The organism is Streptomyces sp. NPDC057694 (assembly GCF_042799415.1).
In the GTDB taxonomy this organism is placed as follows: Bacteria; Actinomycetota; Actinomycetes; order Streptomycetales; family Streptomycetaceae; genus Streptomyces.
The window spans coordinates 46,588-70,260 of sequence record NZ_JBHVIX010000015.1 but is presented as its reverse complement, the minus strand read 5'-3'; the positions used below and the strand labels follow the sequence as shown (position 1 = coordinate 70,260).

The 23,673-nt window shown below is 68.9% G+C and carries 16 protein-coding genes, 2 tRNA genes and 2 pseudogenes; 10 read left to right on the top strand and 10 right to left on the bottom strand.

Annotated features, from left to right (window positions below):
• Position 1: 1 nt before the first annotated feature.
• Complete coding sequence (locus tag ACFVDP_RS28125; protein ID WP_383495334.1) at positions 2-466, bottom strand: GatB/YqeY domain-containing protein; 465 nt, start codon at positions 464-466, stop codon at positions 2-4.
• A gap of 77 nt (positions 467-543) precedes the next feature.
• Between ACFVDP_RS28125 and ACFVDP_RS28120 the strand changes: the two genes are divergently transcribed.
• The 3 genes from ACFVDP_RS28120 (at position 544) to ACFVDP_RS28110 (ending at position 2,401) form a co-directional block, all read left to right on the top strand.
• Positions 544-1,497 carry a metallophosphoesterase gene (locus ACFVDP_RS28120; protein WP_383495331.1) on the top strand — a complete coding sequence of 318 codons (954 nt, stop codon included), beginning with the start codon at positions 544-546 and terminating at the stop codon, positions 1,495-1,497.
• 38 nt (positions 1,498-1,535) lie between these two features.
• Positions 1,536-2,279: a Pr6Pr family membrane protein gene (locus tag ACFVDP_RS28115; protein WP_383495328.1), complete on the top strand. Its 744-nt coding sequence runs from the start codon at positions 1,536-1,538 to the stop codon at positions 2,277-2,279.
• 48 nt (positions 2,280-2,327) lie between these two features.
• Positions 2,328-2,401, top strand: a tRNA-Pro gene (locus ACFVDP_RS28110).
• Between the two features lie 79 nt (positions 2,402-2,480).
• On the opposite strand, the pseudogene ACFVDP_RS28105 reads toward ACFVDP_RS28110, so the two are convergent.
• From ACFVDP_RS28105 to ACFVDP_RS28090, 4 genes and pseudogenes are all read right to left on the bottom strand, one after another.
• A pseudogene (locus tag ACFVDP_RS28105) lies at positions 2,481-2,742 on the bottom strand (site-specific integrase); the annotation flags it as partial.
• Between the two features lie 416 nt (positions 2,743-3,158).
• Positions 3,159-3,228, bottom strand: a tRNA-Ser gene (locus ACFVDP_RS28100).
• Positions 3,212-3,415 (bottom strand): hypothetical protein, encoded by a 204-nt coding sequence (locus tag ACFVDP_RS28095; RefSeq protein ID WP_383495326.1) that lies wholly within the window; start codon positions 3,413-3,415, stop codon positions 3,212-3,214. Before ACFVDP_RS28095 ends, ACFVDP_RS28100 begins: the two co-directional genes overlap by 17 nt.
• A 139-nt stretch (positions 3,416-3,554) precedes the next feature.
• Complete coding sequence (locus ACFVDP_RS28090) at positions 3,555-3,908, bottom strand: hypothetical protein (RefSeq protein WP_383495323.1); 354 nt, start codon at positions 3,906-3,908, stop codon at positions 3,555-3,557.
• Between the two features lie 397 nt (positions 3,909-4,305).
• Between ACFVDP_RS28090 and ACFVDP_RS28085 the strand changes: the two genes are divergently transcribed.
• Complete coding sequence (locus tag ACFVDP_RS28085) at positions 4,306-5,094, top strand: GntR family transcriptional regulator (RefSeq protein WP_383495320.1); 789 nt, start codon at positions 4,306-4,308, stop codon at positions 5,092-5,094.
• A 3-nt stretch (positions 5,095-5,097) separates the two neighbouring features.
• Positions 5,098-5,859, top strand: a complete 762-nt coding sequence (locus tag ACFVDP_RS28080; protein ID WP_383495317.1) for a glycosyltransferase family 2 protein — start codon at positions 5,098-5,100, stop codon at positions 5,857-5,859.
• A 111-nt stretch (positions 5,860-5,970) separates the two neighbouring features.
• Here ACFVDP_RS28080 and ACFVDP_RS28075 read toward each other — a convergent pair whose 3' ends face one another.
• Complete coding sequence (locus tag ACFVDP_RS28075) at positions 5,971-6,891, bottom strand: FkbM family methyltransferase (protein WP_383495314.1); 921 nt, start codon at positions 6,889-6,891, stop codon at positions 5,971-5,973.
• Between the two features lie 163 nt (positions 6,892-7,054).
• The gene (locus tag ACFVDP_RS28070) at positions 7,055-8,272 is read right to left on the bottom strand and encodes an amidohydrolase family protein (RefSeq protein WP_383495310.1); all 1,218 of its coding nucleotides are present in this window, start codon (positions 8,270-8,272) and stop codon (positions 7,055-7,057) included.
• A gap of 170 nt (positions 8,273-8,442) precedes the next feature.
• On the opposite strand from ACFVDP_RS28070, the gene ACFVDP_RS28065 reads away from it, so the two are divergent.
• From ACFVDP_RS28065 to ACFVDP_RS28045, 5 genes and pseudogenes are all read left to right on the top strand, one after another.
• Positions 8,443-8,892, top strand: coding sequence for a DoxX family protein (locus tag ACFVDP_RS28065; protein WP_383495307.1), 450 nt, complete (start codon positions 8,443-8,445; stop codon positions 8,890-8,892).
• Between the two features lie 55 nt (positions 8,893-8,947).
• The gene (locus ACFVDP_RS28060) at positions 8,948-9,241 is read left to right on the top strand and encodes a hypothetical protein (RefSeq protein WP_383495304.1); all 294 of its coding nucleotides are present in this window, start codon (positions 8,948-8,950) and stop codon (positions 9,239-9,241) included.
• Positions 9,242-9,695: 454 nt separating this feature from the next.
• On the top strand, positions 9,696-13,700 hold the full coding sequence (locus ACFVDP_RS28055; protein WP_383495301.1) for an AAA family ATPase: 4,005 nt from the start codon (positions 9,696-9,698) through the stop codon (positions 13,698-13,700).
• A gap of 250 nt (positions 13,701-13,950) precedes the next feature.
• Positions 13,951-14,344 (top strand): annotated as a pseudogene (locus tag ACFVDP_RS28050) (hypothetical protein).
• A 177-nt stretch (positions 14,345-14,521) separates the two neighbouring features.
• The gene (locus ACFVDP_RS28045) at positions 14,522-15,058 is read left to right on the top strand and encodes a hypothetical protein (protein ID WP_383495298.1); all 537 of its coding nucleotides are present in this window, start codon (positions 14,522-14,524) and stop codon (positions 15,056-15,058) included.
• A gap of 54 nt (positions 15,059-15,112) precedes the next feature.
• Here the strand turns inward: ACFVDP_RS28045 and ACFVDP_RS28040 are convergent, their stop codons facing one another.
• From ACFVDP_RS28040 to ACFVDP_RS28030, 3 genes are all read right to left on the bottom strand, one after another.
• The gene (locus tag ACFVDP_RS28040; protein WP_383495295.1) at positions 15,113-15,511 is read right to left on the bottom strand and encodes an SHOCT domain-containing protein; all 399 of its coding nucleotides are present in this window, start codon (positions 15,509-15,511) and stop codon (positions 15,113-15,115) included.
• 240 nt (positions 15,512-15,751) lie between these two features.
• Complete coding sequence (locus tag ACFVDP_RS28035; RefSeq protein WP_383495293.1) at positions 15,752-20,824, bottom strand: DUF5979 domain-containing protein; 5,073 nt, start codon at positions 20,822-20,824, stop codon at positions 15,752-15,754.
• 257 nt (positions 20,825-21,081) lie between these two features.
• Complete coding sequence (locus ACFVDP_RS28030) at positions 21,082-22,965, bottom strand: alkyl/aryl-sulfatase (RefSeq protein ID WP_383495734.1); 1,884 nt, start codon at positions 22,963-22,965, stop codon at positions 21,082-21,084.
• Positions 22,966-23,673 lie beyond the last annotated feature (708 nt).

Sequence of the window (23,673 nt, the reverse complement as noted above, 5' to 3'; positions counted from 1 at the left end):
CTCAGCCGGCGAGCAGCTTCTTGACCGCGGCGGCGACCCGGCCGCCCTCGGCACGGTCTCCGACCTTCGGCTTCACGATCTTCATGACCTGGCCCATGGCGCGCGGGCCCTCGGCGCCGGCCGCCTTCGCCTCCTCGACCGCCTGCCCGACGATCTGCTCCAGCTCGGCGTCGGACAGCTGCTGCGGCAGGTACTCGGCGAGCACCTCGCCCTCGGCCAGCTCACGGGCGGCGGACTCGGCACGCCCGCCCTTCTCGAAGGCCTCGGCGGCCTCGCGGCGCTTCTTCGCCTCCTTGACGATCACCGCCTGCACCTCTTCGTCGGCGAGCTCGCGCTTCTCCTTGCCGGCGACCTCCTGGGTCGTGATGGCGGCGAGGGTCATCCGGAGCGTCGAGGAGCGCAGCTCGTCCCGCCCCTTGATCGCGACGTTGAGGTCGTCGTGCAGCTTCGACTTGAGCGTGGTCATGACTTGATTGTCGCAGGTGTGCGGGGCGTCACGCCCGCCGATTTCCGGGCCCCCGGCCGTCTGACACGATGGGACACATGCGCGCGCGATACGGGATTCCCCTGAAGGTCTCTGCTGGCATCGTGGCGGCGGGCGCCGCCACCGTCGCTTACTCCGCGGGTTACGAGGCCCGCTCCTTCCGCCTGCGACGCGTCACGGTCCCGGTCCTGCCCGCCGGTATGCACCCGCTGCGCGTCCTCCAGGTATCCGACATCCACATGGTCGGCGGGCAGCGCAAGAAGCAGCGCTGGCTGCGCTCGCTGGCCGGTCTGCGCCCCGACTTCGTCATCAACACGGGCGACAACCTCTCCGACCCGGAGGGCGTGCCCGAGGTGCTCGACGCGCTCGGCCCGCTGATGGAGTTCCCGGGCGCGTACGTGTTCGGCTCCAACGACTACTACGGTCCCCGGCCCCGCAACCCCGCCCGGTACCTGCTGGAGAAGGTGCAGGGCCGCCACGGTCTGAACGGCAACGCGCCGGTCGTCGATGCCATCCACAACCCGTGGGAGGACCTGCGCGACGGCTTCGACGAGGCCGGCTGGCTGAACCTCACCAACACGCGCGGCGCGCTCAAGGTGGCCGGCGTCGAGATCGGCTTCACCGGCCTGGACGACCCGCACATCAAGCGCGACCGGTACGCGGAGGTGGCGGGCGGCCCCACGGCCGGCCCCGACTTCTCGATGGCCGTGGTCCACGCCCCGTACCTGAGGGCCCTCGACGCCTTCGCCGCCGACGGCTACCCGCTGATCCTGGCCGGGCACACGCACGGCGGCCAGGTCTGCATCCCCTTCTACGGCGCCCTGGTCACCAACTGCGACCTGGACACCGACCGCGTGAAGGGCCTGTCGCGACACACGGCGGAGGGCAACACCTCCTACCTCCACGTCTCGGCGGGCTGCGGCGCGAACCGCTACACCCCGTTCCGCTTCGCCTGCCCGCCGGAGGCCACACTGCTGACGCTGGCGCCGAAGACGGAGACGCGGCCCCGCTGATCACTGCCGCCCGGGCGTACGGACGTACGGTGGATCGCATGATCACGCCGAACTCCGCCGCCTCCGTTCCGGCGGAGGCGGTCGTCCCGGTCCGCCGCCGCCCCGTCGCGGCGGCCTTCCGGTTCCTGATCGCCCTCGCCGCCCTGACCGGCATCGTCATCGACCTGACGATCAGCGACAGCGCGCTACGCGTCCTGAGCTACTTCACGATCCAGTCGAACATCCTGGTCGCGGTCGTCCTCGCCCTCTCGGCCGCGCGCGCCTGGTCCGCCCGCCCACCGCTGCCTCCCCTCGTGACGGGCGGCACGCTGCTCTTCATCTGCATCACGGGCCTCGTCTACCACTTCGTCCTGGCCAATTCCTCGTCCGGCTTCTCCATGACGGACGACCCGGACCACGTCATGACGGGCTGGCGCACGGTCTCCAACCAGCTCCTGCACACGGTCACCCCCCTCGCCGTGGTCCTGGACTGGCTCCTCCTGACCCGCCCCGGCCTGCTCCGCCCGCGCCATGCGGCCCTGTGGCTGCTCTACCCGCTCGCCTACTTCGGCTTCGCCCTGATCCGCGGCGCGATCATGACGCCGGGCACCCCGGCGCGCTACCCGTACCCGTTCCTGGACGTCGACGCCCACGGCTACCCCGGCGTCCTCACCAACGCCGTCGTCTTCGGCCTCGCGTTCTACCTGCTGGCCCTGGCCCTGGTCGCCCTGGACCACCTCCGGCCCGGTATCCGTCCCCCCGAAAACCGGATTTCGTCTCCGGGCCCCGGTGGGCTAAAGTAAACGACGTCGCCAGGACCTGCATCACTGCGGGAATCGGAGCAACGACATCGGGGTGTGGCGCAGCTTGGCAGCGCGCTTCGTTCGGGACGAAGAGGTCGTGGGTTCAAATCCCGCCACCCCGACAGCCAAAACAGCAGGTGAGGCGCCTACCGGATTCGGTAGGCGCCTCACCTGTTTCTGCGTGCGTGTCTATCTGCGTGACTACGGCTCCAGGCCCCGCTTGAAGACGCCGTCCATGACGACCGCGCCGTTCTGGGGCACGGGCCGGATCTGCTTCCGGTAGACCTCCTCGGTCGCGGCGGTGCCGGAGCTCCCGGGGTGTCCAGTCGTCGGCGTTGATGTCCTCAGCGCCCTTGAGCGCGACCCGGAAGGCGCGGCGGACGTTGGTCGCGTCCAGCGGCTTGCCGACGGCCGAGCCGCAACGTGCCGGCAGGTCGAGCGTGCGCCGGGACTTCCGCGTCTTGGCTGCCTCCGGCCGGCTACGCCCCGGCTGCGCCGACGCCCGCCCGCAGTGGATAGGCCCATAGGCCATGAGTCGGGCACCCGGCATCTGCGGCCCTCGGTCGCAGACGATGCCTCCAGTGGGGGATCGGACGGCACCGGGTGGGAGGGGGCGCCGTTCCCGGCCGCGGGCCCATCGTGGCGAGACAGCTACGTGGGCCCCTCCCGCGGGCCAGAACGTCGCAACGTCCGGAAAGTCGGAGGGTGTCGCGCTCAGCGTGCGGGTCCTACGATCGGCACTCAACCGCAGGGGGGCTGCGTGGGCTTCTTGTTAGGTGTTGCGCTGATTGTGCTCGTCGTTCCGGCAAGCGTTTTTGTCGCCATGTGGTGGGAGAACACCGCTGGCAAGAAGACTCGGGCCAGGGCCTTCAATCTGCGTGGTGGGTATGGGATTTGAACCCACGGTGACGGTTTTCAAGACCTCTCGCCGATCAGGAGTAGAACCCCCTGCCGTACTCCTCGGGCCCGACAGCGAAGTCGTCCGGACGATCACGGCGCAGTTCCTCGTACCGGACCGCGAACACGTCAATGGCTTCATGGATCGTGCAGTCCAACGCTTCGCGGATCGTCTTGAGCGCGAAGATGATCCGGTGATCGAAGATGTCACGATCCACGCTTGCCGGCAGTGTGGTCACGGGTCCCCCTAAGTCGCCGTACAGCAGCGGAGTACAGCAACCGCACAGACCACAGTCAACCGGCTAAGACCTCTGGTAAACCAACGGCCAGCCAAGCGACCCTCAGCAACCGTCGCGCCCATAGTTCGCATCGAGGCGATCAGTCCGCGTCGGAGTCCGCGCGGCCTACGGAGCGGAACACGGTCTCACACTCGCCTGCTTGCACCAGATGATCCACAACTCTCACCATGGCCGAGATACCAGCGTCACGGACGATGAGGCCGTCCCAGCAGGTGAAGAAGGCTCCTCCCAGGTCCTCACCCGTCGTCGCCCACCGATCCATGAGCCTTTGGACCTCAGCGAGCGTGAAAATGGTCCCTGACCACCGGAGGCCATCCGCGAAGATCACCCACATGTCGACGTTGCAGACGTCCTCGAGCGCTTCGCCCGCATCGGGCACGAAGCAGATCTCGTACCCGTCCCGCTGCACACGGTAAAAAGGCCCGTCCCACATGACGTCCCTGGCTCCTCTTCACTCCATGCCGATGGCGGAGCCTAGCCCCTCGCTTCTCAAGCGGGTATCGGACCTACCGTCGGCGGCGGACGTACCAAGCCACGGCCGACACGACAAGGATGGCAACCACAAAGGCCCACACCGTCGTTGCGGTGTCGCGCGAGGTGTAGATCAGAGCAAGCATGCTCAGTCGGATACCCGGCGTGGGTAGCCGTAGCCCATGCAGTTCCTTCAGCGGTCTGCGAAACAGCTCCTCCTGCGAGACCCCTTTGTTCTGGCGTTCTGGCGTTCTGGTGTTCTGGCGATCTGGGCGTTTCACTCCTGAAGAGACCCTCTCCTCAAGTCCTCTTGAGGAGTCGTATGCTGAACCCCATCGAACGACGGGACGGCAGGGCAGATGGCGAAGGCCTACGAGAAGATCGCGGATGGTCTCCGCGAGCAGATTCGTGCAGGTCAGTACGGCCCCGGCGAGCGGTTGCCCTCCGAGGCCGATCTCATCAGGAGCAGTGGCCGCAGCGGTCCCACCGTTCAACAGGCCCTGCGTGTCCTCCAGTCCGAAGGGCTGATCGAGAAGCGGCACGGCATCGGCACCTTCGTGCGCCGGCCGCGCGCACTCGTCCTTCGCGACAGCGGACGGCACCAGTGGGAGAAGAATCGTGCCCGCGCTCCTGAGAAGCAGCGCCTCGCGACGGGTGCGACCGAGCACGACACCGGCCTTGAGGTCGATGACCTCGCCTTCCACGCCTCGTACCGCGAGGTGAAGGCAACCCAGGAGATCGCGGAGGCGATGGGCGTCGCCGAGGACACGCCGCTCGTCGAACGCAGCTACCGCACCAGGTACCGCGCGGAGCGCGCGCCCTTCAGTCTCGTGACGTCGTATCTGATCCGAAGCCTCGTCGAGTCCGACCCGGACCTTCTGAACGAGGCCAAGGAGCCGTGGCCCGGCGGAACCATGAACCAGTTGCACACGGTGGGCATCGAGGTCGAGCGCGTCGAGGAACGCGTCACGGCCCGGCCGCCGACCTCCGAGGAGGCCGAGGAGCTCGGCCTGCCGCCCGGCACCGCGGTGCTCGTGCTGCGCAAGAAGCAGTACGACACCGAGGACCGAGTGGTCGAGATGTCGGACGTCACGCTCCCGGGGGACCGCACGGAAATGCTCTTCACGACCCACTTGGAAAGGTGGTGAGCCGTGAGCCGGCGCATCATCATCGTCACGGCCGTCCACGCACCGTCGGCCCGCTTTCTGGCCGACGCCTACAAGTCGCTCTGCGAGCAGGAGCTCCCGGAGGGCTGGGAGTGGCACTGGCTGATCCAGGAGGACGGCAGGACCGACGAGGTCGAGCCGCATGTCCCCGACGATGACCGTGTCACCTTCCGGCAGGGGCGCCCCGGCGGTCCGGGCGTCGCACGCACCATCGCCCTCGCGCACGCCGACGGCGAGTACGTGAAGATCCTTGACGCCGACGACCAGCTCGCGCCCGGCACACTCGCCCGCGACCTGGCGGCGCTCGAGGCCGATCCGAGTATCGGGTGGGCGACGTCTCGTGTGCTCGACTTCCTGCCGGACGGATCGACCGCCGGCTTCCCCGGTGACCCGGAGCACGGCCCGATCGAGCGCCGGGCCGTCGTCGACTACTGGGCGGCGCACGACTATCGGGCCCAGGTCCACCCGGCGACCCTCTTCGTTCGCCGCGATCTTCTCCTCGCGATCGGCGGCTGGATGGCCCTTCCGGCGTCCGAGGACACGGGGCTGCTGCTGGCCCTCAACTCCGTCGCCCGCGGCTGGTTCTCGTCCGAGGTCGGACTTCTGTACCGCAAGTGGGAGGGACAGATGACCGGCCAGGCCTCGCACGTGGACGCGGACGAGCGCGACGCCCGCATGGCGGTGGTGGAGGCACGGGCCCGCGCCCTGGACCACTTCCAGTGGCGCTACCCGGTCAGCTCCGACTGACCGGAACCTCGTACACGATCTCGCGGAGCGCGGACGGGACGACGATGTCCGCGCCCTCGCGTGCACGGCGACGGTCGGCCGTGACCGTACCCCGTGTCCGAGGCTCTCGCGTCAGGCCAGCACCTCGGCATCGACGCGCGAGAAGATCAGCTCTGTCTCGCCGGTGATCGGCTCTCGCCAGCGGACGGGAGCAGCCGGCCGCCGAATCGCACGTGGATAGCCGGCCGCCGCATAGTCGGTGGGCAGCCGGTACATGTGGAATCCGTGTTTGCGCATGGTCTCCAACAGCTCGTCCGCGGAGTCTCCGAGCTGTTCCATCCGGTCCGGGGTGATCTCCACGGCGATCTCCACATCCGGTCGCAGCTCGTCGAGCAGAGGGGCCAGGCCGCGAACGACGCTGCCCTCGGCGCCCTCTACATCGATCTTGATCACGCGCGCTCCGGCCACTTCGTCCGGCGCCAAGACCTCCGCGAGGGGGACCGCCTCGATCTCGAAGGCGGATTCCGCCGGACCGTCGTACGGCACTATCGAGTTGGCGCCCATGTTGTTCGAACTCGCGAGGACGAAGGTCAGCGTCTTGACCTCGTCCGAGACGGCGGTGTTGACGGCACGGATGTTGTCACAGTGGTTGAGTTCCGCGTTCTGCAGCACGCGGCGGTGGAACGTGGGCGAGGCCTCGATGGCCACCACTCGGCCCGACGTTCCGACCAGGCGGGATCCGAGGACGGAGAACACACCGATGTTGGCGCCCACGTCGATGAACACGTCACCAGGGCCGAGGCGCCTTTCCAACCACCGCGTCATGTGCGGTTCCCAGACCCCGAACAGGTACAGATAGCGCTGGATCAGGTCCACCGTGTCCAGGGCGAACAGGTCTCCGTGGCGGGACTCGGCAACGGCCCGCCGCGGTTGGTCACGCAGCCGGGCATTGAGAAGGCCGTCCGCGAGCAGGCCCTTGCCCACACGGCCGGGCGCGTAGCGCACGTATCGCCGGCCGAGGGTGACCGCGATGTCGGATACGGGGTTGCTCATTAACTCGCCTTCCGTGGAGCCTCGGCCACGGTAGCTTCTGGCTGCGCCGTCAGGTCGGTCCTCAAGCGAATACCCCCGCCGAGGCACTCGCGGCAGGGGTATCACCTCGGTCGGAGCGGGCGCTCAACGCTTCTCCGGCGCGGTCTCGGGAGGCGCGGTCCGGTCAGGCCCGGTCGAACGGCAGATCCAGCATGCGGATGGCGTTGCCTCGGAGCAGCTTGTAGGCGATGTCCTCCGGGAGATGCCCGACGTGGTCGGTGGCGACCTCTTTCGTGTGCGGCCATGTCGAGTCGACGTGGGGATAGTCGGTCTCGAAGGTCGCGTTGTTCACGCCCACCGTCTCGATCGCGTCGATTCCGTGCTTGTCGCGGAAGAAGCAGCAGAAGATCTGCCGGTAGTAGTACGTGGACGGCGGCTCGGGGATGAGGTCCTTCACCCCGCCCCACGCCCGGTGCTCCTCCCACACGTCGTCGGCGCGTTCCAGTGCGTAGGGGATCCATCCCATCTGCCCCTCGCTGTATGCGAGCTTGAGTCGCGGGAACTTCACCAGCACGCCCGAGAAGAGGAAGTCCATCATCGAGGCCATGGCGTTGTTGAAGCTCAGCGAGGCCTGCACCGCGGGCGGGGCGTCGGGGGACGCCGCGGGCATCTGTGAGCTGGACCCGATGTGCATGTTCACGACGGTGCCCGTCTCCTCACAGGCTGCGAAGAACGGATCCCAGTAGCCGGAGTGGATCGACGGCAGCCCGAGATAGGTGGGAATCTCGGAGAACGTGACGGCACGCACCCCGCGGGCCGCGTTCCGCTTGATCTCGGCGACGGCCAGGTCGACGTCCCACAACGGAATGAGGCACAGCGGGATCAGCCGGCCGCCGCTGTCACCACACCACTCCTCGACCATCCAGTCGTTGTACGCGCGGACGCAGGCGAGCCCGACTTCCTTGTCCTTGGCCTCCGCGAACGTCTGCCCACAGAAGCGTGGGAAGGTCGGGAAGCAGAGGGAAGCCTCGACATGGTTGAGGTCCATGTCCTCCAGGCGGGCCTTCGGGTCCCAGCACCCACGCCGCATCTGCTCACGAGTGATGCCGTCGAGCGTCATCTCGTCCCGGGAGAAACCCACGGCCGCGATGATGCGCTTGTACGGGAAGATCTCCCCCTCGTACCTCCACCAGTCGGTGAGCTGTCCGTCCGGATCCGTCGTGAACTTGTACTTCCCTCCGACGTAGGCCAGTTCGCCGATACCTGCAGTGAAGGGTTGAGGTCCCAGCTCGCGGTACTTGCTCGGGAGCCACGTATCGAAGAGGTGGGCGGGTTCGATCACGTGGTCATCCACGCTGATGACACGGGGGATTTCCTTGCTGCCGTTCTCACTGCTGCTCACGCCTTGCCCCCAACTGCCTGCCGGTCACCCGGCTCTTATCTGACGATCCATCAGATTCAGCGTATGACCCAGCCACACCGACGACAAGGCCCCGCCCCCGCCGCACCCCTTGCGGGATGGATCGCATTCAGGTGAACTGACGCACCGTCAGACATTTCAGGGAGACACGGATGCAGACGATGTGGCTCAGCGGTGCCGAGTGGTTCGCCGTGCTCCGGATCGGGCTCGGCCTGTGGTGGCTGGAGAGCTGGCGCCACAAGGACAAGAAGACCTGGTTCGACGGCGGCGGCGTCGAGTGGGCGGCCGGCATCGCCGACAACCACCGCTGGTCGTTCGTCCGGTCGGGCTTCGCCGTGGTGGTCAAGCCGCGGCCCCGCCTGATGGCCTACGTCGTCGCGTACGCGGAGCTGGCGCTCGGGCTCGGCCTCATCGTCGGCTTCCTGACGCCCGTCGCCCTGGTCTGCGGGCTGGCTCTGAGCCTGATCTATCTGGTGCTGATGATCCATGACGTCAGCGAACAGGGGCAGAACCTGATGATGAGCCTGATCGCGCTCGTCGCGCTGCTCGGAAGGGGCTGGCAGGCCTGGTCGTTGGACGACGCGCTCGGGCTTTTCTCCTAGCGTCCGACGACGCCTTTGTATCCTGATGCTCACGCATCTGCATCGGGGGACTTTCATGCGTACTCGCACTGTTGCGGCTTCCGCCGCTCTGATCCTGTGCACCGTGCTGGGCTCGACGGCGTGCTCGTCGTCCCCCGAGAGCAAGCCGTCCACCGACAGCTCACCTTCGGCCGAGCAGCGCCCGGCGAAGAAGGACATGCCCTCCGGCGATCCGTCGGAGTGTGCGACCCCCGGCGAAAAGCTGCCGGACGACTGCAAGGTCGACGTCGACGTCTCCGGCATCGAGATCGCAACCCCCGCGACGGAGCCGCCGGAGACGAACGCGACGACGGCGCCGCCGACGAACTGACCTCCACCCTCGGGTCGACCGGCTGCTTCCAGCCCTACGGCGAGCTCATCCTGGCCGACCGGCGCTCGACGCACTACGTCGTTCCGGTGCCGGTCCCTCCCCTCGTGCGGACCGGCACCGAACGACGCGGACTGCCGCACCTCGCGCTGCGTCGGCGGCGGCGCTGGGCGAGCAACCTCCGAAGCCACTCTCCAGATGGAGTGGTCCGGACGAGAACGGCTGCGTGAGGCACTTCGGCAAGGGCGCAAGCACCATGAATGACCTCTCCGAGCACTGGGAAGAAGATTGCTCGGACACAGCGTGTTCGGTTCGCTACTGCCACGTGATCCTGCCATTCGCGTAGCTCAAGGAGGAGGCGGCCTCAACATCCGGACGCCATAAGTGCAGGTCAGGCCTATAAGGTGAGTTTTCCGGTCCGGATACACAGGTGTGGCAGAAGTGAGGTGAGGAGACCGTGGGTTCCGACTCGGGGGCACGTTCGGCCTTCGCGGAACGCCTCGCCCTGCTGTACCAGGAGGCCGGCGACCCTCCCCTCAAGCGTGTCTCCGAAGCGGTCGTCCGCCTTCAGAAGGTCGATGAGCGCGGGCTCCCCGTCCGGGTGTCGGCACAGCGGATCAGTGACTGGCGACGGGCCAGGAACGTACCCGCCCAGTTCACCGCCCTCGGCGCGGTCCTCCACGTCCTGATTCCGGAGGCCCGGCGCAGGCGGCCGGCCCCGGTCTCCACCGGCCTGTACGACATGGCCCACTGGCGCCTCCAGTGGGAAAGCGCACTGGCCGGGCCGGTGGCTGAGCGCAGGTCGGCGGCCGTCGAGACCGAGGAGGCGCGCCCGGCCGAAGCACCGGCCGCCCCGAGCGTGTGCCCGTACCGAGGCCTTGCTTCGTACCGTGAGCAGGATGCCCAGTGGTTCTTCGGCCGGGAGCGCAGTACGGCGACCCTCGTCAGCCTTATCCGCACGGCAGAGGAGACGGGCGGCCTGGTCGTGCTCGTCGGCGCCTCGGGGGCGGGAAAGTCCTCTCTGCTGAACGCGGGTCTGATGCCGGCGTTGCAGAAGGGCGAGCTGGGAGGCGAGGACACCGGTACCGGCCCGGTGCTGCAACTCGTCCCCGGCAGCAACCCTCTCGGCGAGCTGACCGGGCAGATCCCCGAGCTCGCCCACGTCTTCACTGCCGCAGAGGGTTCGACCCCGTATGCGCCCAGTACGCCGCAGTTCGCCCGCGCCGTGCATCAGGCCGTCACCTCGTGGGCCCGGCGCTCAACGCCGTCCCCGGCTCGCCCGGTCATCATCGTGGATCAGTTCGAGGAGCTGTTCACCCTTTGCCCGGACGAGACGGACCGGCGCGCCTTCATCCGGCTTCTCCACGCCGCCGGCTCACCCGTGGAGAACGGCGAGCGAGCATCCGCGCTCGTCGTCCTCGGCATACGGGCCGACTTCTACGAGCAGTGCCTCGGCTATCCCGAACTCGCGCACGCGCTGCAACACCGCCACACGGTGCTCGGCCCGCTCACCACCGCGGACCTGCGCAGAGCGGTGGCAGGACCGGCCAAGTCCGTGGGGCTCGAACTCGAACCAGGGCTGGCGGAGCTGATCGTCCGCGAAGTGACCTTCGACGGGCCGCGTGGCGCACACGACGCCGGGGTGCTGCCGCTCCTCTCCCACGCCATGCTCGCCACCTGGCAGCGCCGTAAGTCGGGGCGGCTGACCCTGGCCGGCTACCGCGCGGCGGGCGGAATCCAGGGAGCGGTGGCGGCCACCGCCGAGCGCGCCTGGTCCGATCTCGACCCGGCGGCACGCACCGCCGCGCGACGACTTCTCCTCAGACTGGTTCGGCTGGGAGAAGACACCCAGGCCACACGGAGGCGCAGGACGCGGCGCCAGCTGGCGGAGGAGTCGACGGACCCCGCGAAAACGGAGCAGTCCCTCGAAGCCCTGGTACGCGCTCGCCTGGTGACCCTGGACGCGGACACCGTCGAGATCACGCACGAGGCACTGCTCCACGCCTGGCCGCGGCTGCGCGGATGGATCGACGAAGGCCGCGGCGACCATCTGCTGCGCCAGCGGCTGGAGGAGGACGGCCGCGCCTGGGAGAAGTCCGAACGCGATGCCGCGCTGCTCTACCGCGGGTCCCGGCTCGACCATGCCCGAGCCTGGCTGAGATCCGCCGGCGACACCTATCTGACCCGGGTCGCGAACGACTTCCTGGCGGCTTCGGCCAAGCTGCGCAGGCGCACGGTTCTGCTCAGGCGTGGTGCGGTGTCGGCGCTGGTCGTCCTGGCGATGCTCGCCGTCACCGCGGCGGTGATCGCGTGGGAGCAGCGCAACGACGCCGTGTTCCAGCAGGTGATCGCGGAGGCCGATCGGGCCGAGGACTCCGACCCGTCCCTGTCCGCGCAGCTCGACCTGGTGGCGCACCGGCTGCGGCCGGACGACGAGGACACCAGGAACCGGCTGCTCTCCATCGTGAACGCGCCGCTGGCCTCACCGCTCCTCGGCCACACCGGCGCCGTCTACCTCACCTCGTTCAGCCCGAACGGACGGCTCCTGGCCACCGCCAGCTACGACCGGACCGTCAGGCTGTGGGACGTGTCGGACCCGACCCACCCCAAGCCTCTGGGCAAGCCCCTCACCGGACACACGAGTTGGGTGAGCACCGCGGTCTTCAGCCCGGACGGCACCACCCTCGCCAGCGCTTCGGACGACGGCACCCTTCGCCTGTGGGACGTACGGGACCCCGCGCGTCCACGGCCGTTGGGCTCCCCCGTGACCGGGCACGGCGGTGCCATCTATCTGCTCGCCTTCAGCCCGGACGGACACACACTCGCCTCGGCCAACGAAGACCACACCGCACGTCTGTGGAACGTGGACGATCCGCGGCGGCCGAAGGCTCTCGGCGCCCTGACCGGTCACACCGCGGCCGTACGATCCGTGGCGTTCAGCCCCGACGGACGGACGCTGGCGGCCGGCGGTGACGACGGCACGATCAGGCTGTGGGACATGGCCGATCGACGTCACCCGGAATCGCTCGGCCCGGTGCTGACCGGCCACACCGGCACAGTGCATTCCGTCGCCTTCAACCCCGACGGCCGCACTCTCGCCAGCGGCGGCGCGGACCGTACCGTCCGCCTCTGGAACGTCTCGGACCCGCGCCGCGCAAAGGCTCTCGGCACACCGCTCACCGGACATACCGGCCCGATCTGGTCCGTGGCGTTCAACTCCGGCGGAACCATGCTCGCGGTCGGCAGCGCCGATAGTAAGGCGAGCCTCTGGAACGTCAGCGATCCGTCCCGCCCCTCGCAGGTGGGCGAACCCCTCGCCGGGGGCAGCGGGGAGATGTACGCCGTCGGGTTCAGCCCCGATGGCAAGACCCTGGCCACGGGCAGCGGTGACAACAAGGTGCGTCTGTGGTCGGTACAGACGTCGGACGTGATCGGTCGGATAGGAGCGTTCCGCCCCGACGCGAAGGTGCTCGCCACGGCCGCCGGCGACAACAAGGTCCGCCTGTGGAATGTGGAGCGCCCCAGTCGGCCTGTGGCCATGGGCAAGCCCTTCAACCCCGGCAAGGGGGACCCACGCTCGCTGGTCTTCTCCCCCGACGGCCACACGCTCGCGGTGCTGACGGGAACGCACGCCGTGCAGCTGTGGAACGTCACGGACCCGAGCCGGCCGGTCCCCTACGGTCCGCCGATGGCCCTTCAGACACGGTTCGCCGGCCCTCGGGCACTCGCGTTCAGCCCGGACGGACGGACGCTGGCCACGGCTCGGACCGACCGCACCGTACAGCTGTGGAACGTCAGCGATCCGTCCCGGCCCCGCTCGGTCGGTCACCCGCTCACCGGCCACAAGGGTTACGTCAACGCGCTCGCCTTCAGCGCCGACGGACGGACCCTCGCCAGCGGCAGCGCGGACGGGACCGTCCGGCTCTGGGACGTGTCGGACCCGCGCCGTTCCTCTCGGCTCGGCGCCCCGCTCACCGGACACCTGGGGGCCGTCAACACCCTTGCGTACAGCCCCGACGGGCACTCGCTGGCCAGCGGCAGCGACGACGGGACGGTCCGGCTCTGGGACGTCGCCGAGCCGCACAGGGCGACCCGGCTGGGAGCTCCCCTGACCGGCCACACCGATGCGGTCGTGTCCCTGACGTTCAGCCCGGACGGCCGCAAACTGGCAAGTGGCGGCAATGACAACTCCGTTCGCCTCTGGGACGTGTCACGCCCCTCCGAGGCGACGCCCATCGGACAGTCGATGAGCCCCAACGCCAAGACGGGCAGCTTCTTGTCCTTCCGCCCTCACAGCAACATGCTCGGAGTGTCGAGCGGCACCGACACCGTCCGGCTGTGGGACCTGGACATCGACGCGGCGATCCACCGGATCTGCTCCACCACGCAGGGCGTTCTGACCCGGGCGAAGTGGGACGAGATCCTGCCCCGCCTCTCGTTCGAACCGCCCTGCGACGGGTGACGTTCGGCCCCCTTCCACGCCGCCCTTCACGATGCGTGATCCCGATCACATCAAGCCATCTCTGCTGGTCGGCCTTGCCGCAACGCCGAGGCGGGCTAGTACCGTTGGCATAGCCCGATCGCTGATGCATCCCCCGTCGTCAGCGGTCGGGCCTTCTCGCGTTCCCCGGCCGTTCGGGCGCGTAGGGGCGCGTGACCAGGAGGCCTAGGATCCGCCTGGAGAGAAGATCGCGGCGTGATGGGGGCACTTCATGGGTGAGGCGTTGTACGTCCGCTTCCAGGGCACCGAACGGCACGAGCGCGGGCACTTTCCCGGGGTCTTCGTGCTCGCGAACGAACTCGCGGCGCAGGGCAGGCTGACCGATGAGCAGTACCGGTTTCTGGAGATCCAACAACGACTGGTACGACGCCAACTACCCCAACCCGACCCATGTCGATCCACAGGTGTACGACCCTGCGGTGAATCCTGGTGCCGTCGCCTGGTTCAAGAGGTCTGCCGTCGACCTCATCGGACGAGTGGACGGGTACCTGGAGCTGCTGGCCGCGCACGGGGTGGAGTGCCACCGCCTGGAGTCCTCGAACCCCGGCCGGGTCATCTACGAGGACGCCCATCAGATTGTGGTCATGCCGCCGGTGGAGAGGTGAGCACCGGTGGCGGGCCGACCGGCTGACATGCCCGCCTGAACTCCCGCTCCTCTCTGGCTTGTTGCGGAGAGGCATGTCACTCTGCCCGGCACACCTGCCGTCCACCGCCTGTGGACCACGTGGGGGATGAAGAACGGCGTACGTCACCCTGTCGCCCTGGCAGAGAAGGAGATGCCGGTGAACGAGGACAACCGCGAGAACGAAGAGTCGGCGGCGGCTCTGAAGAAGAGCCACAGCGCCCGCGCCGAGAGCGCCGCGGCACGCGCGGCCGCTCTCTGCCACCACATCGAGCAGCGCCGCTCGGAAGACCGGGCTGACGCCGCCTGGCAGGCGAAGAATGCCGCGCGCATGGCGGCGCAGGCGCTCGACGTACTCGCCGAAGGCAGCCCCGACGCAGCCGCGGATTCCCGCTGCGCGCGAAACGCGGCGGCGTCCGCGGCGCAGGCCTCGCAGGCAGGCGCGCTCGTCGACGACAACGCCGAACTCTCCGTCCTGGCCGCCCAGGCCGCCCTCAAGGCCTCGCAGACGGCGGGGGCGGCTGCCGCGAACCCCCATCTCGGCGGCAACGGGGCGTTGAACGATGCCGCGGACAAGGCGGAGGCCGCCGCGATCGCCGCCGCGACAGAAGCCGGGTGGATCCGCCCGGGAGAGCCGGTGCCCAGCGTGGCCACGGGCATCCGAAGCGACGAGGTGCACGCGATGCTGCACTTCTGAGCTCAGCGGACGGGAACGGCGCCCCTTCGCCGCTGCGGTGAGCGGCGCTCGGGCTCAGGCCAGCAGTTTCGTCTTGGCCCGGTCGAACTCGTCGTCGGTCAAGGCGCCGGACCGGTGCAGGTCGGCGAGGCGCGACAGTTCGTCGGTGCCGGAGGTCTGCCCTGTTCCCCCCGCGGCCGTCTTGCGGATGTAGTCCTGGAAGGCGGCTTCCGACTCCTTGGCCTGCTTGGCGTCACGCCGCCCCATCCCACGCCCCCGCACGATGACGTAGACGAAGACTCCCAGGAAGGGGAGCACGAGGCAGAAGATGATCCACCCCGCCTTGCCCCAGCCGCTCAGCTCGTCGTCGCGGAAGACGTCCGTGATGACCCGGAAGAGCAGGAAGAACCACATGATCCACAGGAAGAAGAACAGCATCGTGAGGAAGAGATCGAGAAGCGGATAGTCATCCATGGCTTCCCTCTTTCCGGCCGTCGCGAATGGTGTTGTGAAGTACTGCTGCGGGTCTGCCTCGCCCGCTCACGGAACGCGGGGCCCCCTGAGCCCGGCACGAGTGTTGCAGGGGACGGGAGGAGGAGACAGCGCTCATGCCAGCCGTTGTCGAGTCACCGGAACGTCCGGTCACGCGCGCGGCCGGTCCCCGCTTCGTGCACGGGAACCGGCCGCGTCGGCCGATCGTCAGGAGGGCCGCCCCTACCTGCGGGCGCGGACCGTTCTGCGGATCATGAAGCCCGCTGCCAGGGCGACGGCGGCGAGCAGGATGCCGAGCGTCGTCCAGTCACGGGAGCCGGTGTCCGCGAGGTGGCCGTTGTCGTGGTGGCCTCCGCCGCCGGGGTGGTCCGGCGTCTTCGGGAAGGTGTTGGTGACGTCGACCTTCGCCGTGTCGTCGACGACGACTTCGCCGTCGCTGCCGCCGTCGGACGCGGTGTAGGTCACCGTGTCGCCGCCCGGTACGTCGGTCTCCTCGACCGTGCAGCTCGCACCCTTCGGGACGCTGACCGTGCGGCTCTCGCCGTCGCTCAGCTCGAAGGTCCGGTCGCCCGGCGCGAGCGGCACGTCACCCTGGTCGGTGGTGCAGGCGAGGGCGAACTCGTAGGGGCCCGCACCGCCGTCGACCACGTGCTTGGTGACGGTGATCCGTCCGGCCGGGAAGGTGTTGGTGACCGTGACGGCCGCGTCCCCGTCCGCTGTGATGACCACCGGGTTGTCGGCCGAGCCGTGGTCGACGACGGCTTCGGCGGCGCCGCCGGTGTCCACCTCATCGGCCCAGCAACGGGTGTTCACCGGGAGGGGTTTGATGGTGACGGGCTCGTCGGCTCCGACCTCGTACGTCTTGTGGAGCACGAGGTCACTGGCGCCGCCCGCGGCGTTCGGCAGGGCGCAGGAGACCTCGACCTCGAAGGTGCGGCCGTCCGCGTAGCCGGCGGCGTCGCCGTCGACCGATTTGATGAGCTGGAGCGCGCCGAACTCGAAGGCGTTGGTGACTCTGGCGGTCTGTACGGAGGTGGTGCCGATGCCCGGCTCGATCGTGACCTTCACCGGGTCGGAGGCCGGATGGTCCGAGCTGCCGCCGCGCGCCGAGGTTTCCCGGACTTCGCAGTCCGCTCCGGCGGGGATGCCCTCGATGGTGACGGGCTTGTCGACGGAGACCCGGTAGTCCTTGTCGATCACCGTGCGGTCGCGGCCGCCCTGCGGGTGGATGACGCAGGTGACGTGGAACGGGAACGGCACCTTCTTCAGCGGCCCGTCCAGCTGGTCGGGGTGGGCGCCGAGGCGCTTGACCAGCTTCAGGTCGCCGTAGGCCAGGGCGACGCCGACCTGGATCGGTTCGTTGGCCTGGAGGACGCGCGGGGAGCCGGCGCGGTCGGTGGTCTCGTTGTGGGCGTAGGAGTTCCAGGCGATGGTCGGGTCACCGTTCTCGGCGACGTCGAGCGGGGTGTCCATCGCGTACGTGATGTTCACGGTGCCGCCGGGGGCGAGCGCCGGGGCGAAGGTGAGCTTCATCTCGGCGCCCCTGGCCCGCGCGCTGTAGGCGTCGTTCCAGGTGCCCGACGCGCACTGGTCGGCGCTGGAGCCCGCGCCGCCCATGTCCAGGTCGTCGGTGCACAGCGGCTCGTCGTTCTCGTACGAGGTGGTCATCGTGCCGGGGCCGTCGAGCTGCGGGCGCGAGGCGAGGGTGGGGCGCTTGTCCCAGGCGGTGCCGCGGGCCTGGTCGAGGAGGACGCCCTTGTCGCCCTGGACCGGGAAGCGGTCGACGATGCGCATCGCGGTCCCGGACTCGGTGCCCGCGTTCTGGATCCGCATCAAGTAGTGGTACTGGTCGCCCGGGTTGACCAGGGCGATGCAGGGGCTGGTGGTGTACCGGCGGCCGGTCGAGTCGGTGGTGGACAGGCAGGAGTCGTCGCCGGCCGGGACCGTCTCCTTGGTGGTGACGTTGTACCAGCCGAGGCTGTCGTTGCCGGAGACCCACTTGCGGGCCTGGAAGGCGGCGCCCGTCTTGGCGGTGAGCGTCGCGTCCGCGACGCAGTACAGGCCGTCGCCGAAGTCGCCGTCGCGCTGCGAGGTGCCGTCGCAGGCCAGGTCCGGGTCGGAGGAGGTGGCGCCCATGGTGTTGGTGACGACGTCACCGGCGTTGATGCCGGCCTCCAGGCGGACGTGGATCTCGATGGTGAAAGTGGCGCCGGGCGCGAAGTTCCACGCCTTGCCGTCGGCGTCCTCGGAGAAGTCCCAGGTGAGTCCGGAGACGCGGTCACCGGTGTTGGTCTGGGTGAACTCCGGTGTGGGGACGGCGGGGGTGCCGTCGGGCACCTTCTCGTCGATGATCTTGTACGGCTGTCCGTCGTCGCCCTTGAACGTGCCGATGAACTGGATGCCCTGCGGCAGCGCGTCCTTGACGACCAGGTTCGGGACGTTGGCGGTGCCGGTGTTGGTGACCTTCAGATAGAAGGGGGCGTCCTCGCCGGGCGCGAGCACCGTGTCCGGGGTCTTGCTGACGTCGAGCACCGGGTCGCCCTTGACCAGGTCGAGGGTGGCGTCGACCGGGTCGATGTCCTTGGGGCTGTCCTCGGCCTCCAGCTTGGTGAGGAACGTCCCGGAGACCGTGTCCTCCAGATGGCTGGGGACCGGACCGCCGCTGGAGCGCAGCTTCTCGCGGGGGCTGACGTCGAGGACGAGGATGCCGGAACAGCTCTGGCCCGCGCACTCGGGCTTGATGACGTAGCCGTCGTTGCTGGTGCTGGTGCTGGTGTAGGTGGCGCGGATGCCGGTGACGTCGGCGGCGTTCACCCCGGAGGGCAGGGCGGCCGAGGAGGCCGGAGTGCCGTTGACCCAGGCCCCGTTCACGTACGCGTCGATCTGCACCCGGTTCGCGCCGGCCGGCATCTGGTTGGACTTGATGGAGACCAGGTCGACGGCGTCGAAGAAGTCCTCGTCCCGGTCGGTCATCCGCAGGTACTTGGCCGACATGTTGCCGGTGTTGGCGACGGTGAGGGTCATGTCGGCGTGCTGACGCGGCAGCCCCGGCACGTACTCGGGCAGCGTGCCCGGGCTGATCGACTTGTTCAGCGACGCCGAGTCGGACGCGGGGGCGGTGTCCATGGAGGGGCCGCAGACCGGGGCGCCGGGGGTGTAGTCGCCGCCGGCGTCGATCGAGTAGCAGTTCTGCAGGGTGGTGCCGTCGGGAACACCCGGGCGGCGCTCGGCGACGATGGTGATGGTGAACTCGCTCTGGGGCGCCATCTCGCCCTGGTAGCTGCCGCGCACGCCCTTCGCGCGCTCGAGCAGGTCGGCGTCGTTCGCGTCGTAGGGCACCCAGGCGCCGCTGCCGCCGCCGGCTGTCGGGTCCCACAGTTCCAGCTTCACCGGCGCACCCGACGGGCTGACGGTGACGGAGTCGATCTGGACGACGTCGAACGGGTTGTTCGTCGTCGACGGTGATCCGTCCGGGTTGGCCGTCGGGTCCGTGATGACCGGGGAGACCAGCGGCTTGTTGCCGTTGTTGGTCACCTTCAGGTTCATCGTGATCGGCTGGTCGGCCGGGATGTCGTTCTGCGAGGAGTCCTTCGTGCCGCTGCCCGAGGTGTTCGGTTCCTCGATCGGCAGCGTCTTGCAGGCGTCGCCCGAGGCGGTGCCGCTGCCGTCGGTGCGGCCCGCGTCCCCGGTGTAGGAGGCGCAGTTGTCGACGCCCGGGCTGGTGCCCGAGGGCAGGTCCTCCGCGGTGACGTCGTCGGTCAGGGTGCCGTGCAGGTCGAGACCGGCGGTGGCGCCCTCCTTGATGGTCGGGTTGCCGTCCTCGTCCACGCCCGTGTAGACGACCTCGACCTTGGTGACCTGCCGGCAGGCGGCGGGAACGTCGTAGGTCGCGTTCTCCGTGTAGGTCTCTTCCTCGGTGGACCCGTCCGCGCAGGTCACCGTCAGCTTCGCCTCGGTGGCGCCGTCGGGGAAGCGCAGCCGCACCTTGTCGACGTCGACCTTGTCGAACTCGCTGGTGGTGTCGGCCGACGGCTCCGTGATGGTGATCGACTTCACCGGGAACGGGGAGGCGTTCTTCACGTCGACCTCGGTGCTGACCGGCGAGTTCTCGCCGAGCACCGCGTGCTCACCGGTGTCCTGGCTGAAGTTTCCGTCGGTGTCCGGGTAGAACCGCTTGGTCGGCTGGAGCACCAGGATGTCGGGGAGGATGTCGTACGGGGCACACACCTGGTCACCGTTCACGTCGCCCTCGGTGGTCTCCTTGACGGCCGGGGTGGCGCAGTTGTCGACGGTGATCTTGTCGGTGGGCCGCAGCGGTGAGTCGTCGGAGCGCTTTGTGTCGCGCAGCTTCATGCCGACTTCGACGGTGCCGCCGTTCTCGTCGTACGGGAGCGGGTCGCCGTCGCTGTTGGTGAAGATGACCTCGAAGCCGGTCACGTCCTCGGGGTCGACACCGGCCGGCAGCGGCAGTTCACCGGGGGCGGTGATGGTGGCGCCGGTGTGCTGGGTGCCGTCCGCCGTGGTGACCACCAGGTGGGCCTGGTCGGCGCCCTTGGGGAACGCGGTCACCGTGGCCGAGGTGAAGTCGAAGTACTCGAAGGTGTCCGCGCTCGTGTCGGACACCGACAACTCGGTGACCTCGGCGGACGACGACGAGTTGTTCCGCGCGTTCAGGGTGATCGTGGAGGTCTCGCCGCTGCCCGCGACCGCCGATCCGTCCTTCCACGTCTTGGTCGCGACCGGCTTCACCACCCGCGGGATGGAGACGGTGACGTCCGTGCTGGAGTCCTTGGGGTCCGCGTTGTCGGCGGAGACCTCGGCGGTGTTGGTGATGGTGGAGCCGTCCGCGGCCTGGGTGTCGGCCGGCAGCCGCATCCCGATCTCGACGGCGCCCGCCTGCCCGGCCCGCAGACCGGTCTTGCCCGCCGGGTTCTGGAGGTCCTGCTTGTAGACGACCGTCAGCTGCCGCGTCGCCTCGTCGTAGGTGACATCCCGCGTGGTGGTGGACTGCGGCAGGCTCGTCACCTCCAGCCCCGCCGGGAGGGTGTCGGTGACGGTGAAGTTCACGCAGTCGACCGTGAGGCCGGAGCACTGGCCGTTGATCGTGTAGGTGAAGGCGTCGCCCGGCTCCAGCGGCCCGTCCGCATCATTGGTCTTCGTGATGCCGACGGCGCTCTTGGGGTCGTCCGCCACAGGGGCCAACGGCACCGCAGCCGCCTGCGAGCCGAACAACAGGCTCAGCACCGTCGCGATGCCCAGGGGCCATCGCGTCAGGGCGTGCCGATGTCGGGACATGTGCCGGTCCTCCACCTACGTCACGGAATCTTCCGGTGACCGTAAGTGCACAAGATCGACATGAAACACCTGCCGCGCCGCTTAAATGATGATCCGTCACACGGTTGGGCCGTCCGGACCAGCGGCCCGGACGGCCCAGGTGCTCGGGTGCGCTCAGCCGTCCCTGCGGCGCGAGCGGCGCGCGAAGGCGGTCGCCGCCGTGCCGTACGCGGATGAGCGCGGCGGCGACGCGACAGGGGTGCCCCGAGGGTCGCCGGTCAGGGCGTGACGATGGGGAAGTTCTGGTCCCCCGGGTCCAGTACGGCGGTGAGGCGCCGGAGTGCGGACGCGTCGCCTTCGACCCGGACGCCCGCCCGGTCGAGGCCCTCCGGCGTCAGCCCGGTGACGGCCAGCTCGGACAGGGCGTGCACCGTGCTGGTGAGGGTGACGTCGGCGGCCGTCTTCTGGGACGCGGCGGTGTAGCTGAGCACCCCGTTGGCCAGGCGGAGCCGGTAGTGCTCGTCGGCGTCGGTGAGGTGGACGTCGATCGTGAGGTTCTCGTCCCATGCCCGGGGGCCGTCGATCTGGATGGAGAGGGCGTCGAAGAGCATCGTGGGGGTGAGGGCGGCGACGATGTCGGCCGACGCCGTGACGGTGGGAGTGCCGAACTGGCCCTCACGCAGTTCGGTGGTGCCGGAGAGGTAGAAGTTGCGCCAGGTGCCGTTCTCCGCGCCGTAACCGAGCTGTTCGAGGGTGTCGGCAAGCAGTTCGCGGGCCGCTGCGTGGTCGGGCTCGGCGAAGACGACGTGGCTGAGCACCTCGGCCGTCCAGCGGAAGTCGCCCGCGTCGAACGAGCCACGCGCCTTGTCCACCACGGCGTCGGCACCGCCCATGAATTCCACGTAGCGCTTGCCCGCCTCGACCGGGGGATGCTGCCACAGGTGGGCAGGGTTGCCGTCGAACCAGCCCATGTAGCGCTGGTAGAGCGCCTTGAGGTTGTGGCTGACCGAGCCGTAGTAGCCGTGGGTGTTCCAGGCGTTCTCCAGGGCCGGGGGCAGCTTCAGGTACTCGGCGATCTCGGTGCCGGTCCAGCCCTTGTTGATCAGGCGCAGCGACTGGTCATGGAGGTAGCCGTACAGGTCACGCTGGATCTCCAGGAATGCCACGACACGCTCCTGACCCCAGGTCGGCCAGTGGTGCGAGGCGAACGCCACGTCCGTCGCCTCGCCGAACAGATCGACCGCTTCGGTCAGCGCGTGCGACCAGGCGTGCGGGTCACGGACCACCGCGCCGCGCAGGGTCAGCAGATTGTGCAGCGTGTGGGTGGCGTCCTCAGCCGTGCACAGCGCCCTGAAGTCGGGGAAGTGGATGAGCAGTTCGGCCGGCGCTTCGGTGTTGGGCGCCATCTGGAAGACCATGCGGACCCCGTCCACGGTCTCCTCCTGGCCCGTCGTGGTGACGTCCAGGGTCGGCGGGATCAGGGTGACCGTGCCGGTCGAGGTCGTCTGGCCGAGGCCCGCGCCGACCGCACCCTGCGGGCCCCGGGCGAGCGCGGCCCCGTACATGTAGGCGGCCCGGCGTCCCATGGCGGTGCCCGCGTACACGTTCTCCGCCACGGCGTGCTCGGTGAAGCCCTCCGGCGCGATGACGGGGACCCGGCCTGCGTCCACGTCCTCCTGCGTGGTGACGCCCTTGACCCCGCCGAAATGATCGACGTGCGAGTGCGTGTAGACGACGCCGGTGACCGGACGCTCGCCGCGGTGCTCGCGGTACAGCGCCAGCGCCGCGGCGGCGGTCTCCGTGGAGATCAGCGGGTCGATCACGACGACGCCGGTGTCGCCCTCGACGAACGTGATGTTCGACAGATCGAGCCCCCGCACCTGGTAGATGCCCTCGACGACCTCGAACAGGCCCTGCTCGGCGACCAGCTGCGACTGGCGCCACAGGCTGGGGTTCACGGTGTCGGGAGCCTCACCCCTGAGGAAGGCGTAGGTGTCGTTGTCCCACACGGTGCGGCCGTCCTCGGCGGTGACGGCACTCGGCACGCGGCGGGCGATCAGCCCGCGGGTCGCGTCCTCGAAATCCTGCCGGTCGGAGAACGGGAGGCGCTCACGAAGCTCCGCCTGCTGCTGCGTGATGAACGGCTGCGCGGGCTTGGGCATAGAAGTCATATAGGTAGATTCACACCAGAGGGCACGGAAGCGTGAGTCCGACTCGCGTCGCCGCGGGCGAGGCCGACCGAGGTGAGAGCACCGCGCACCCACTCAGTGACCGACGACGACTATCTCCCCGCACGACTTACAGAAATCTATGTCGGTCAGAGTAGACATTGGGTTGTGACGTGACTATGGTTTCTCTCGTAGCCAGAGAGACAGCAGGGCCCGGCAGAGATGAACTGGCGGGCAGCAGTGACCGCAGCAGCAGTTCGCAGGACGGTGCGGTGGTGGAGTCTCGAAGCCAGGCTTTCGCAGGACGGCGACGGGACTGACGACCGGACCGGGTGGCCCGCAGCGATCAGGGGCCACCGTGAGCAGTAGGCAAGTGATCGAACACAGAGGGAAGAAACGGAGGAGCCAGGCGCCATCAGGATCGCCCGGGCGGAATCTTGAGCCCGGGTACCGCAGGACATCGATAGTGAGGTGGTCTCCGGTCAAGCAACCGCGATCCCCGCAACCCCGACAACTTCCAGGTCGGGTCGGCGGAAACAGAAGGCCGGTGCAGCGTCAGGGCCGGCAGATGGTGTAACAAGTTCCTTCGGGGCCCGGGTGCCAATTGGCACCCGGGCCCCCCCCCCCCTTCCCCCCAAAAGTGTAAACTACCACAAAAAACCCCTTCCGCCACCTTTATTAAAACAACCCCCCCCCCTCCCC